Genomic DNA, 12,982 nt, shown 5'->3' on the forward strand with positions numbered 1-12,982 from the left:
GAAAGGAACGGCACCATGCCTCGACAACCTCTGCTCGCCGACCGCGGCTTCTATCTCGGCCCCATGTTCCGGCGGGCGGCCGACCGCCACGGTCTTCGGCCGCTGGACGTGAACCGTTCCTATGGACTGAGCGGAAGTGAGTCCTGCTTCGAGGACTCATGCTCAGCCGAACGCCCCGAACGGTGTTGGGCGTTCTGGTCGACCGCGTTCGCTCCGCGTCCGGCGCGCACGGATCGTGTCCGTGGTCCGGGAATGCGGGGGCGGTTTCCCTCACGCCCCGGGATGCCTGGTCGGGCCTGGACGATCCGATGCCCCGCACGATCGCTCTGGTCGTGTGGGGGCGGTGTCGTCCGTCGCCGGATCGGGTGTCCCAGGGCGCGCCTTCCGATCGCCACGGCGGCTGCGGCGTGGCGGGTGGTTGTGCGGTTCTTGCTATTGAGGGGTTTCTGCCAGTGCTGGGTACCCCAGCGGGAGGTGTAGGCCGGGTCCACGGCGACCAGTGGGATGCCCAGTTCGGCCGCCATGGACACCAGCCGCGCCCGCAGCCTGGAGGTGGGCATGCCCGAGATGAGCTTGCGGAACCGCTTGCGGCGGCCGTGCTTTTCACGCGTCTTCTCGGCGGTGAAGTCCAGGTTCTCGATCGCGATGGCCAGGCCGTGGCGTTTGGCCCAGCGCAGGAGGCGAATGAGGGCGTGGCGGACCTGGGCGTCGCGGTGGTCGGCGGTGCCGGTCAGGTTGTAGCCGAACCGGCGCGGGGTGCCGACGGGGTTGCCGTGCTCGTCCAGCCGCCAGGCGGCGAGGTGATCGGCGTTGGTGTCCACACCGATCAGACCGTTGGCGCGGGCGGTGGCCAGGGGCACGGTCTGGACCGGTGGGATGGTCCAGGATGCGGTGAGGTACCAGCGGCCCCGGACGGTGTCTTCGTGGATGCGGTAGGCGACGGCTCGGTGGGCGGTGACGCGGTCGCGCCACTGCCCACCCCGGTGCGCAAAGCGCACGCGGGCGGTGAGCACGTAGCGGCCGTGCGGGGCGTTCGCCAGATGCGCCAACGGCGCGGGGAGCTTGAGGGAGACCTCGCCGTCGGAGGTGACGCGGATGGTCTCGTTGCCGAACCGCTTCCCCGACTCGCCGTCGGCCTGGAGGAAGCGGCGCCCGGCCTGCCACCGCCGACGCCACTGGTGCTCGGTGAGCCCGGCGGTGTCCAGGTGGTGGCGGGTGTTGAGCAGCTGCTTGCCGCCGCGCACCACGTGCACGGCTCCGGCCTGCCAGTCCGCCCGGGCCGCGTTGAGCCGGTCGGCGAGCACGTGCAGGCGGCGGGACTTGGCGAACCACTCCTGTCTGCTGCGGTAGCCGCCCGGCGCCCGCTTGCCGCCCTTCTCCCCGACGGGCAGGGACAGCCGGTGGGCGATCGTGGCCACACCCGCCTGGAGGCTCTGGATGTGCGCGAGCTGCCCGCGCCGTGCGAGCGCCCACTGATCGTGGGTGGCCTTCGTAATCGACCCCGCCCAGCGCGACGATGACTCTCCGGTCAGAGCCCGCTTGCGCTCCGCCCACGCATCGGCGTCATGGTCGGGTCCGGCCGCGCACCGCGCCTTCAGATCCCGGGACGCCAGCGCGCCCAGATGGTCGCCCACCAGGCCCAGCACCTTCTCGTCCGCGGCGGTCAGGTGCCTGAGCCGGTCGCGGATCGCGACACCCGAGGGGCCGGGCACCACGAACGACGCCGCCACCTCCCGCAGCCCACCCACTGTGTCACCCCCGCCCGCAGATCGAAGATCCTTCCATCACATGCAACGACCACCACGCGTAAAGGTCACGCATTCGACGGGCGAACATCCGACCCCTTTCGAGATCTGCGACACCGTGACCGAGACACTCACTCGTGCGCTCCACGTCGAAGACCTCCGCGGCCTCGGCGTAGACCGCGTCGGGGACGTGACCGTCGTGCAGCAGGGTCACGGGCTTTGTCAACGCCAGTGCGGCGCGCTCCCGTTCGGTGAAAAAGGAGGGTCTCCCGCCGGGCGTTCAGGGCGTAGACACGCTGCTCGATCTCGCCCTGGGCGCGGGCGTCCTTGGTGTGCATGTCGAGGCAGAACGCGCAGCCGTTGACTGCATGCCGCCGCCGTTTCAGGGCAACGCGGCGCACAACGCGTCCAGCGCCCCGGACCACGCGTGGTCCGGCGGTGTCCCGTACCCCACCACGAGCGCGTCCCGCCGCTCGACGGTCGCGGCCGGGTGCCGGTAGCGGTGCAGTCCGTGCACCGCCAGCCCCTGCCAGGCCGCCGCCCGCAGCGCCGCCTGTTCGGTGCCCGGCGGGAGGCGGAGCACCACGTGCAGGCCGGCCGCGATGCCGGTGGGCCGGACCGACGGGGCCCGCCGGGCGAGTTCGGCCACCAGCGCGTCCCGGCGCCGCCGGTAGTGCAGGCGGGCCGAGCGGACGTGGCGGTCGTATGCGCCGGAGTTGATGAACTCCGCCAGCGTCAGCTGGTCCAGCACCCCGCACGACCAGTCCACCTCGCCCTTGGCCGCGACGACCTCGGCGGCGATCGACGGCGGCACGACCAGCCAGCCCAGGCGCAGGCCCGGGGCCAGTGACTTGCTGGCGGTGCCCAGGTAGATCACCCGGTCGGGGTCGAGGCCCTGGAGGGCGCCCACGGGCCGGCGGTCGTAGCGGAACTCCCCGTCGTAGTCGTCCTCCAGGATCAGCCCGTCGCCGCGCCGCGCCCAGTCCACCACCGCGGCCCGCCGCTCGGGGTGCAGCGCCCCGCCGATCGGGAACTGGTGCGCGGCCGTCAGCAGCACGGCCCGCACACCCGCCGAGTCGTCCGCGTTCAACTCCTCGATGTGCGTGCCGAGTTCGTCGAGCCCCAGCGGCACCGTCCGCAGCCCCGCCCCCTCCAGCAGCCCCCAGTGCACGTCGAGCCCGTACGACTCCACGGCCAGCGATGTAAGACCCCGCTCCCGCAGCACCTGGCCGAGCATCCGCAGCGCGTGCGAGATGCCGGAGCAGATGACGATGGCGTCCGGGTGCGTGCGGACGCCGCGGGCCCGCGCGAGGTAGCCGGCCAGGGCGGTGCGCAGTTCCACGCGGCCGCGCGGGTCGCCGTAGCCGAGCGCGTCGTGCGGGGCCGCCGCCAGTGCGCGGCGGGCCGCCTTCAGCCAGGCCGTGCGGGGAAAGGCGGACAGGTCCGGGGTGCCGGGGACGAGGTCGTACACCGGCCGGGACGGTGGGCGATCGCCCGGTGCCGGTCCGGTGGCCGGCGGTGACACCGGGCGGACGGCCACGCTCGTGCCCGAGCCCTGGCGGGCGGTGAGCCAGCCCTCGGCGACCAGGTCGGCGTAGGCGTCGGCGACCGTGTTGCGGGCGATGCCCAGGTCGGCGGCGAGCGCGCGGGAGGACGGCAGCCGGGTGCCGGGGGTCAGCCGGCCGGTGCGGACGGCCTCGCGCAGGGCGTCGGTCAAGCCCCGGCGCAGGCCCGGACCGGTCGGTTCGAGGTGGAGGTCGACACCCAGAGTGGCCCAAGGTCTTGGCATGGAAGTGGACCATACTCCTGGGCAGCTTCGCTTCTAGAGTCGAGGGCATGACGACGAACCACGACACGACGACCGGAGAGTACGCACCCGAATTACCGGCCCGGATGCAGTGGGCCCAGCTCGCCCCCGAGGTCTACAAGGCGATGGTCCGCCTCGACAAGGCCGCCAAGCAGGGCCTCGACCACAAGCTGTACGAGCTGGTGAAGATCCGCGCCTCCCAGATCAACCACTGCGCGCTCTGCATCGACATGCACACCAAGGACGCGCTCGCGGCGGGCGAGAGCGTCGAGCGGATCATCCAGCTCAGCGCCTGGGACGAGTCGCGGCACTTCTACACCGAGAAGGAGCTCGCGGCGCTGGAACTGACCGAGGCGGTGACCGTCCTGACGGACGGCTTCGTGCCCGACGAGGTGTACGAGAAGGCCGCCAAGCACTTCGAGGAGGCCGAGCTGGCGCAGTTGATCTCCGCGATCGCGGTGATCAACGCGTGGAACCGGTTCGGGGTGACCTTCCGTATGGCGCCGGGGCACTACGAGCCGGGGCAGTACAAGTGACGGTCCCGCGGACGGATTCCGGCAGGGGGCACCGGGTGGTGAGCAAGGTCGACGCCTTCCGCGCGCTGCACCGCCGCCGCTTCCCCGGCGACCCCCTCGTCCTGCCCGGCCCTTGGGACGCGGCCAGTGCCCGGGTGTGCGTCGAGGCCGGGTTCCCGGCGCTCGCGACGCCCAGCGCGGGGGTGGCCGCCTCCCTCGGGTACGAGGACGGGGCGACGCCGGCCGACGAGATGTTCGCGGCGGTCGCCCGAGTCGTACGGGCGGTGGACGTGCCGGTGTCGGCGGACGTCGAGGGCGGGTACGGGCTCCCGCCGAAGGAGCTGGTGGAGCGGCTGCTGGAGGCGGGTGCCGTCGGGTGCAACCTTGAGGACTCGGGCGGGGGTGTCCTCAAGGACCCGCGGGAGCACGCCGACTGGCTGGCGCAGGTGCGGTACGCGGCCGGCGACCGGCTCTTCGTCAACGCGCGCGTCGACGTCTTCTCGGTCGGGTTCACCGACCCCAAGCAGGCCGCCGAGCAGGCCATCGAACGAGCCGCGTTGTACGTCGCCGCCGGCGCCGACTGTGTCTATCCGATCGGCGCCCCGCCGGCCGTACTGCCGCTGCTGCGGTCCGGGATCCACGGGCCGATCAACGTCGGCGCCCGGCTGGACGGCGAGGGCCCCTCGCCCACCGAACTCGGTGAACTCGGGGCCACTCGCGTCACGTTCGGGCCGGGGCTGCAACGGCGGGCGACCGCGGCCCTGCGGGAGATCGCCGCACAGCTGAGGTAGGGGTCAGGACAGCCACGCCTTCCACGTGGACGCGTGGCTGTCCACCCACTTCTTCGCCGCTTCCTCAGGAGAGAGCCCCTGGTCGGCGATCATCAGGGAGACCTCGTTCTGGTCCTCGGTCGTCCACTTGAACTTTTTCAGCAGGGCCGCCGCCTTGCCGCCGTTCTTCGCGAAGTCCGTGTTGAGGTATTTCTGCAGCGGGGTGTGCGGATAGGCGCAGGCCACCTTCTCCGGGTCGGCGTCGCAGCCCTCCTTGTAGGCGGGCAGCTTCACCTCGGTCATCGGGACCTTCTTGAACAGCCACTGCGGCTCGTACCAGTACGTCAGGAAGGGCTTCTGCTCCTTGGCGAACTGCCTGATCTGCGTGATCTGGGCGGCCTCGGAGCCGGCGAAGACGACCTGGTAGTCCAGGTTGAGGTTCTTCACCAGCGCCTTGTCGTTGGTGACGTAGGAGGGCGAGCCGTCCATCAGCTGGCCCTTGCCGCCGCTCTCCGCCGTACGCAGCTGCGAGGCGTACTTGTTGAGGTTCTTCCAGTTGGTGACGTCCGGGTGCTCCTTGGCGAAGTACGTCGGGACGAACCAGCCGATGTGCCCGGTGACGCCGAGGTCGCCGCCGCGGGTGATCGTCTTCTTGTCGTCGACGTACCGCTGCTCCTCCTCGGGGTGACCCCAGTCCTCCATGAGCGCGTCGATCCGGCCCTGGCTGAGCGCGTCCCAGGCGGGCACCTCGTCGATCTGGACGGTGTCGACGCGGTAGCCCAGCTTGTGCTCCAGGAGGTACTGGGCGACGGCCACGTTGGCCTGCGCACCCACCCAGGACTGGACGGACAGGGTGACCGTCTTGGCGCCCTGGGCGCCCGCGAAGGGAGAAGCCTGCTTGGTCATGTCTGCGGCGCCACAGCCGGTCAGCAGCAGGAGCGAGGACGCGCCGGCCACCAGGGCAGTCGTACGGAATCGCATGTCACGCTCCCTTCTTCGTGCGGCGTTCCGTCGGCTGCGTCACCCGGTCGAGCATCAGGCCGAGGCAGACCATGGCGGCACCGGCCACCAGCCCCGTGGCCAGGTCGCCCTGCGCGAGGCCGTACACGGCGTCGTAGCCGAGGGCTCCGCCGCCGACCAGGCCGCCGATCACGACGACGGCGAGGACCAGGACGACGCCCTGGTTCACGGCGAGCAGCAGCGCGGGCCGGGCGAGCGGCAGTTGGACCTGGAACAGCTGCTGGCGGGTGGTCGCGCCGAGCGAGCGGGCGGACTCCATCGCGCTCGGGTCGACCTGGCGCAGGCCCTGCGTGGTGATGCGTACGACGGCGGGCAGCGCGTAGACGACCGCGGCGGCGACCGCCGGGGCACGGCCCACGGCGAACAGCGCGACGACCGGGATCAGGTACACGAACTGCGGCATCGTCTGGAGGACGTCCAGGACGGGACGCAGCTGGCGTTCGAAGCGCCTGCTGCGCGCGGCGGCGATGCCGATCGCGAAGCCGAGGACGACGGTGACGGCGACCGCGGCGAGCACCTGGGACAGCGTGTCGAGGGACTTGTCCCACACGCCCAGGACACCGATCGCGGCCAGGGCGAGAACCGCGGTGAGCGCGGTGCGCCAGGTGCCGATCACCCAGGACAGGGCGGCGACGATCAGCAGCAGGGACCACCACGGCAGCCCCTGCAGGCCGTCGCGGAGCGGGTCGAGCACCCAGGTGGTGAAGTGCCCGGCCCATTCGGCGGTGCCGCCGACGACGGGGACGCCGGTGTAGAGGTGGTCGACCATCCAGTCCTTGGCGGTGTTGACCGGGTCGGCGATACCGACGACCCAGCCGGTCGGCCAGTCCGTGCCGTTGAGGAGGCGGACGGCCACGGCGACGACGACGGTGGCCGCGGCGGCGACGCCCCATCCGGCCCGGCCGCGCAGCCGGCGCTGGTCGGGCTCGGTGGCGCCGAGCCGTTCCCCGGCCGCGCCCGTGAGGCGGTCGAGGATCACGGCGAGCAGCACGATCGGGATGCTCGCGGCGAGGGCGGCGCCGACGTCGACGGTGGCGAGGCCCTGGTAGACGCGGTCACCGAGGCCGCCCGCGCCGATGATCGAGGCGATGACGGCCATGGAGAGCGCCATCATGATCGTCTGGTTGACGCCGAGGAGGAGTTCCTTGCGGGCCAGCGGGATACGGGCGGTCAGCAGCCGCTGCCGGGCCGTGGAGCCCAGCGACTCGACCGCCTCCAGGACCTCCTTGTCCGCGCCGCGCAGGCCGAGCGCCGTGAGGCGGGCCATCGGCGGGGCGGCGTAGACGACGGTGGCGAGGACGGCCGCGGGCACGCCGATGCCGAAGACCAGCACCACCGGGAGGAGGTAGGCGAAGGCGGGCAGCACCTGCATGGTGTCCAGGACCGGACGCAGGATGCGGTCCATACGGTCGGACAGTCCGGCGGCGAGGCCCAGCAGGGCTCCGACGACGACCGACGCGAGGACGGCGACGACCATGAGCGCGAGGGTCTGCATGGTCGGCACCCACATGCCGAGCAGGCCGCAGGCCAGGAACGCGGCGGCCGTGCCGAGCGCCAGCCGGACCCCGGCCACCCGCCAGGCGACGAGCCCGGCGAAGGCGGTGACGCCCGCCCAGCCCGCCGCGAGGAGGACCAGGTAGACGGCCCGCACGGACAGCACGACCGCGTTGCTGATGTGGCCGAAGAAGTACAGGAACAGCGGGTGGCTGTCACGGTTGTCGATGATCCAGTCGCTGGTCCTGGCCAGCGGTTCGGAGACGTCGACGGTGAGCGCGCCGGGCCAGCTGCCGCTGGCCCAGCGGGCGTTCGCCAGCGGGACGAGGATCGCCGCGGCGAGGGCGATCAGCAGGAGCTTGTGGACGGCCCGGTGCTTCAGAACGCCGGGGAGGGAGAGGGGCGCGGACGCGGTGATCGTCGCCATCAGACGGCCTCCTTGCGGAGCTCCGTTCCGGCTACGACGTCCAGGAGCCGTTCGTGATCGACGACCCCCAGACACCGGCCGTCCTCCACGACACACGCGGGCTTGCGGCTGCGGGCGACGACCTTGATCGCCTCCGCCACCACCGCGTCGGCGGCGAGCGCGCCGGGGTGGTCCGCTGCGCCGCAGTCCCCGGCGCGCATGGCCGTACGGACCGTCATGACCTGCTCGCGCGGCACGTCCCGGACGAACTCCCGGACGTAGTCGTCGGCCGGCGAGCCCACGATCTCCTCCGGCGTGCCCAGCTGGACCACCGCGCCGTCGCGCATGAGGGCGATACGGTCGCCCAGCTTGAGCGCCTCGCTCAGGTCGTGGGTGATGAAGACCATCGTGCGGCCCTCCTCGCGGTGCAGCCGGACGACCTCCTCCTGCATGTCGCGCCGGATCAGCGGGTCGAGTGCGCTGAACGGCTCGTCGAAGAGGAGCACCTCGGGGTCGACGGCGAGCGCGCGGGCCAGGCCGACGCGCTGGCGCTGACCGCCGGACAGCTGGCCGGGCCTGCGCTGCTCCATGCCCTCCAGGCCGACCTTCTTGACGACCTGGGCGGCCCGCTCGCGGCGCTCGGACCTGCCGACGCCCTGGATCTCCAGGCCGTACGCCACGTTGTCGAGGACCGTGCGGTGCGGGAGCAGGCCGAAGTGCTGGAAGACCATCGCGGCACGGTGGCGGCGCAGCTCGCGCAGCCGGGACTTGTCCATCGCGCGGACGTCCTCGCCGTCGATGGCGATGGTGCCCGCGGTCGGCTCGATCAGCCGGGTCAGACAGCGCACGAGGGTGGACTTGCCGGAGCCGGACAGGCCCATGACGACGAAGACCTCGCCCTTGCGCACGTCGAAGGAGACGTCCCGGACGGCGGCGGTGCAGCCGGTGCGGGCGCGCAGTTCGGAGGGCTTCAGCGCGGCCAGTTCCGCGTCGGCGGGGACGCGGTCCGCCTTCGGGCCGAAGACCTTCCACAGGCCGTCGACGGAGAAGACAGGAGTAGTAGCAGGAGTAGTACTGGTGCTCATCGCACCCCACCTCCGATCAGGTCGGCGGCTTTCTCCCCGACCATCAACACCCCGATCATGGGGTTCACTGCGGTCATGGTCGGGAACACAGAGGCATCGGCGACCCGGATGCCGTCCAGGCCGCGGATCCGCAACTCGGGATCGACGACGGCGAGTTCGTCCGAGGCGGCGCCCATACGGCAGGTGCCCGCCGGGTGGTACACGGTGTGCGCGACCTTGCGGGCGTACTCGCTCAGCTCCTCGTCGCCCGTGATCTGCGGACCCGGGGCCACCTCGCGCTTGAGCCAGCCGGCCAGCGGCTCGGTCTTCGCGATCTCACGGGCGATCTTGATCCCGTCGACGAGGGTACGGCCGTCGTGGTCGTCCTCGTCGGTGAAGTAGCGGAAGTCGAGGGCCGGCTTCACGGACGGGTCCGCGCTGGTCAGGTACAGCCGGCCGCGGCTCTTCGGCTTGGGGATGTTCGGGGTCATCGAGACGCCGTGGGGCGGGCGTTCGTAGCCCAGGCGCTCCGGGTTGTCCGTGAAGGGGATCTGGTAGAAGTGGAACATCAGGTCGGGGCCCGCGTGTTCGGGGTCGCGGCGCACGAACAGGCCCGCGTCGGAGTCCATCGCCGAGTTCTCCGGGAGGGGACCGTGCGTCTCCCAGACGATCACCGACTCGGGGTGGTCGAGCAGGTTCTCGCCGACGCCCGGCAGATCGTGCGCGACGGGGATGCCCAGCGCCTCCAGGTCGGCCTTCGGGCCGATGCCGGAGTGCAGCAGCAGACGCGGGGAGTCGACGGCGCCCGCGCACAGGACGACCTCGCTGCGGGCCCGTACGACGAACTCCTCGCCGTCCTTGGTGCGCACGCGCACACCCTCGGCGCGCTTGCCGTCCAGCTCCAGCCGGTACGCCCAGGTCTCCAGGAGGATCGTCAGGTTGGCGCGCTCGTCCATCACCGGATGGAGATACGCGACCGACGCCGACGAGCGCTTGTTGTTCTCCGGGTGGTAGGCGAGGTCGAAGAAGCCGACGCCGTCGTTGAACGGCTTCTTGTTGAAGCCCTCGACCCTGGGGACGTCGAGCGCCTTCTGGGCCGCGTCGACGAAGTCGCGGGCGATGGCGTTCCGGTCCTTCTCGTCGACCGGGACGACGTTGTTGAGCAGGCGCGCGAAGTACGCCTCCATCGGCACCGCGCCCCAGCCCCGGGCGCCGGCCTCCTCCCACTCGTCCCAGTCGGACGGCAGCGGCTTGAAGGCGATCAGGGTGTTGTGGGAAGAGCATCCGCCGAGGACGCGGGCGCGGCTGTGCCGGATGTGGGAGTTGCCGCGCGGCTGCTCGGTGGTGGGGTAGTCGTAGTCCAGCTCGCCGCCGAGCAGGCCCATCCAGCGGCGCAGGGTCAGGACGTCGTCGCGGCCGACGTCGCTGGGGCCGCCCTCGATGACGGCGACGGTGACGTCGGGGTTCTCGGTGAGGCGGGAGGCGATGACGGAGCCTGCGGTGCCGCCGCCGATGACGACGTAGTCGTATTCATGGTCATGGGTGTGTCCGGGCATATGGGTGTGTTCGGGCATGGGGGGTTGCTCCAGGGGCTTGCGAAGTCTTGAGAAAGAGGGGGGAAGGAGGGGGTGCGGGTTCAGCCGGCGAACCAGCGGACGGGCTTCGGCGCGAGGTTCTGGTAGACGTGCTTGCTCTCGCGGTACTCGGCGAGTCCGGCGGGCCCGAGTTCGCGGCCCACTCCGCTCTTGCCGAAGCCGCCCCACTCCGCCTGGGGGAGGTAGGGGTGGAAGTCGTTGATCCAGACGGTGCCGTGGCGCAGGCGGGCCGCGACCCTGCGGGCCCGGCCGGCGTCGGTGGTCCAGACGGCGCCCGCGAGACCGTACTCGGTGTCGTTGGCGAGGGCGACCGCCTCGTCCTCGGTGCGGAAGGTCTCGACGGTGAGGACCGGCCCGAAGACCTCCTCCCGTACGACCTTCATCTCGCGGTGGCAGTGGTCGAGGACGGTCGGCTCGTAGAAGTAACCGGTGGCGGGCCGCTCCGGGGACGGCTCGGGGCGCTGGCCGCCGGAGCGCAGTACGGCGCCCTCGGCGAGCGCGGAGCCGACGTACGCCTCGACCTTGGCGCGCTGCTGCTCGGAGACGAGCGGGCCGCACTCGACGCCGTCCTCCGTGCCGCGGCCGAGGCGGATCTTCCCGGCCCTGCGGGCGAGTTCGGCGACGAAGCGGTCCCGGACCGACTCCTCGACGATGAGCCGGCCGCCCGCCGAGCAGACCTGGCCGCTGTGGATGAAGGCCGCGTTGAGGGCCTGGTCGACGGCGGTGTCGAAGGCCTCGTCGGTGGCGCAGGCGTCGGCGAAGACGACGTTGGGGTTCTTGCCGCCGAGTTCGAGGGCGACCTTCTTGACGCTCGGGGCGGCGGCCTGGGCCACCTTCGTGCCGCTGATCAGGCCGCCGGTGAAGGAGACGAGGTCGACGTCGGGGTGCTCGGCGAGGCGGGCGCCGACCGAGTGGCCCGGGCCGGTGACGATGCCCGCCACTCCGACGGGCAGGCCCGCCTCCGCCAGCAGGTCGATCAGGGCGATCGTCGTCAGCGGGGTGATCTCGCTCGGCTTGACCACGAAGGTGTTGCCGGCCGCCAGCGCGGGGGCGATCTTCCAGCTGGCCTGGAGGAGTGGGTAGTTCCAGGGCGTGATCAGCGCGCAGACGCCCACGGGTTCGTGTACGACGACACTGTGGATGTCCGGCGAGCCCGCGTCCACGACCCGGCCGGGGGCCTCGGCGGCGACGAGGTCGGCGAAGTAGCGGAAGGCGTCGGCGACACAGTCGATGTCGACACGGCCCTCCTCCACGGTCTTGCCCGCGTCCCGGCTCTCCAGCAGGCCGAGTTCCTCCCGGTCGCGGACCAGGAGGTCGGCGACGCGGCGCAGCAGGGCGGCGCGCTCGGCGACGGGCGTGCGGGGCCAGTCGCCGGCGTCGAACGCCTGCCGGGCGGCCGCGACCGCCAGGTCGGTGTCTTTCTCGTCCCCCTCCGCGACCACGGCGAACGGCAGGGCGTCCGCGGGGTCGAGGATCTCGCGTGTGGCGCCGGAGACGGCTTCACGCCACTCCCCGCCCACGTGGATGGTCTTCCGCGCCTGGAGTTCCACTCTGTCCGCCATGATCGGTTTTGCCTTCCGTTCCTGTTCAGTGCCCCTGTGTCACACGTGTGTCACTCATCGGGACCGTGAGCGCCTGCCCCCGGCTTCGGATTGCATGCGCGATCCATGGCCGGAAGTGGGCTGCCTCACTGGACATGCGGGCAAAGGGAACGAAAGGTGCGCGGCGTGGGCGGGAGTGTGTGAGTCAGTCCACGCTCGCCGGGTCGCACGAGCCGATCGGCGGGCAGAACCAGTCCAGCGCCGTGGTGAGCAGTTCGAGCTCGTCGTCCCGGCCGTCCGCGTCGGGGCCGTAGGCGGCGATGGCGTAGATGTTGCCGTCCAGGGCCACGAAACGCTCGTCGTAGACGTGCCAGGTGCCGACGTCGGGCTCGCCCCTGATGCTGTCGGCGAGGTACTCCAGCCGTGAGCCGGTGAACCCGGCGTCGTCCAGGTTCTGCAGGGAGAGCTGCCGGAAGCCGTCCGGCTTGGCGGTCGCCTCGGACAGATACAGCTCGAAGGAGGCGTCCGGCGACTCCTCCGCCACCTGGTACACCTGCAGCCGGCGTTCGCTGTCCGCGCTGCGGTAGTTGACCACGGCGATGCCGAACTGGGAGTCCACCGTGCTGCGCGACCAGCCCTCGGGTATCGCGATCCGGAAACCCTCGGCGTCCTCGTACTCCTCGTAACCGGCGGGGAGTTCGGGAGCCGTGGCGGATGGCGACAGCGTCTCCTCGGTCGGCGCCGGCGTCGGCTCGCTCTGCTGCGAGACCTCGGACGTCGGCGACGCGCTCGCCGCGACGGACGGCTCGTCCTGGTCGTCCCCGGACCGGACCACGAGCGTCAGCACCAGGCTCACGGCGACACCGACGGCGGCGGCCCCGACGAGCACGGACCAGACGAGCCTACGGCTCATCCCCTGCGCTGCGGCGGGCGCGGCGGGCTGGTCGGCGGGCGGCCAGGAACCGCTGGGCCACGGAGCGGGCGGCCAGGCGCCGCTGCCGCCGGGCTCCTGTGCCGACGGTGAT

General features: G+C 71.7%; 10 protein-coding genes and 1 pseudogene. 2 read left to right on the forward strand and 9 right to left on the reverse strand.

The features are described from left to right. Nucleotides 1-119: 119 nt before the first annotated feature. From CLM62_RS16160 to CLM62_RS16170, 3 genes and pseudogenes are all read right to left on the reverse strand, one after another. On the reverse strand, nucleotides 120-1,748 hold the full coding sequence (locus CLM62_RS16160; RefSeq protein ID WP_095750569.1) for an IS200/IS605 family element transposase accessory protein TnpB: 1,629 nt from the start codon (nucleotides 1,746-1,748) through the stop codon (nucleotides 120-122). Nucleotides 1,749-1,893: 145 nt separating this feature from the next. After that, a pseudogene (locus CLM62_RS51510) lies at nucleotides 1,894-2,122 on the reverse strand (carboxymuconolactone decarboxylase family protein); the annotation flags it as partial. Between the two features lie 5 nt (nucleotides 2,123-2,127). After that, nucleotides 2,128-3,534, reverse strand: coding sequence for a PLP-dependent aminotransferase family protein (locus CLM62_RS16170; RefSeq protein WP_095750570.1), 1,407 nt, complete (start codon nucleotides 3,532-3,534; stop codon nucleotides 2,128-2,130). Between the two features lie 47 nt (nucleotides 3,535-3,581). On the opposite strand from CLM62_RS16170, the gene CLM62_RS16175 reads away from it, so the two are divergent. Together CLM62_RS16175 and CLM62_RS16180 are read left to right on the forward strand one after the other, a co-directional pair. After that, nucleotides 3,582-4,088, forward strand: a complete 507-nt coding sequence (locus CLM62_RS16175) for a carboxymuconolactone decarboxylase family protein (protein ID WP_095750571.1) — start codon at nucleotides 3,582-3,584, stop codon at nucleotides 4,086-4,088. A 38-nt stretch (nucleotides 4,089-4,126) separates the two neighbouring features. Continuing rightward, nucleotides 4,127-4,858, forward strand: coding sequence for an isocitrate lyase/phosphoenolpyruvate mutase family protein (locus tag CLM62_RS16180; protein ID WP_095750583.1), 732 nt, complete (start codon nucleotides 4,127-4,129; stop codon nucleotides 4,856-4,858). Nucleotides 4,859-4,861: 3 nt separating this feature from the next. Here the strand turns inward: CLM62_RS16180 and CLM62_RS16185 are convergent, their stop codons facing one another. From CLM62_RS16185 to CLM62_RS16210, 6 genes are all read right to left on the reverse strand, one after another. Next, nucleotides 4,862-5,818, reverse strand: a complete 957-nt coding sequence (locus CLM62_RS16185) for an ABC transporter substrate-binding protein (protein ID WP_095750572.1) — start codon at nucleotides 5,816-5,818, stop codon at nucleotides 4,862-4,864. Nucleotide 5,819: 1 nt separating this feature from the next. Next, nucleotides 5,820-7,778 carry an ABC transporter permease subunit gene (locus tag CLM62_RS16190; RefSeq protein ID WP_095750573.1) on the reverse strand — a complete coding sequence of 653 codons (1,959 nt, stop codon included), beginning with the start codon at nucleotides 7,776-7,778 and terminating at the stop codon, nucleotides 5,820-5,822. Then, a complete protein-coding gene (locus CLM62_RS16195; protein WP_095750574.1) occupies nucleotides 7,778-8,842 on the reverse strand; it encodes a glycine betaine/L-proline ABC transporter ATP-binding protein in 1,065 nt (354 codons plus the stop codon). Before CLM62_RS16195 ends, CLM62_RS16190 begins: the two co-directional genes overlap by 1 nt. Continuing rightward, nucleotides 8,839-10,395 (reverse strand): GMC oxidoreductase, encoded by a 1,557-nt coding sequence (locus CLM62_RS16200; protein ID WP_179382115.1) that lies wholly within the window; start codon nucleotides 10,393-10,395, stop codon nucleotides 8,839-8,841. Before CLM62_RS16200 ends, CLM62_RS16195 begins: the two co-directional genes overlap by 4 nt. A 62-nt stretch (nucleotides 10,396-10,457) precedes the next feature. Further along, nucleotides 10,458-11,978, reverse strand: a complete 1,521-nt coding sequence (locus CLM62_RS16205; RefSeq protein WP_095750576.1) for an aldehyde dehydrogenase family protein — start codon at nucleotides 11,976-11,978, stop codon at nucleotides 10,458-10,460. A gap of 184 nt (nucleotides 11,979-12,162) precedes the next feature. Beyond that, on the reverse strand, nucleotides 12,163-12,982 hold an 820-nt coding region (locus tag CLM62_RS16210), incomplete at its 5' end, for a hypothetical protein (protein ID WP_257003874.1).

The organism is Streptomyces sp. SA15 (genome assembly GCF_002291145.1).
Taxonomy (GTDB): Bacteria; Actinomycetota; Actinomycetes; order Streptomycetales; family Streptomycetaceae; genus Streptomyces.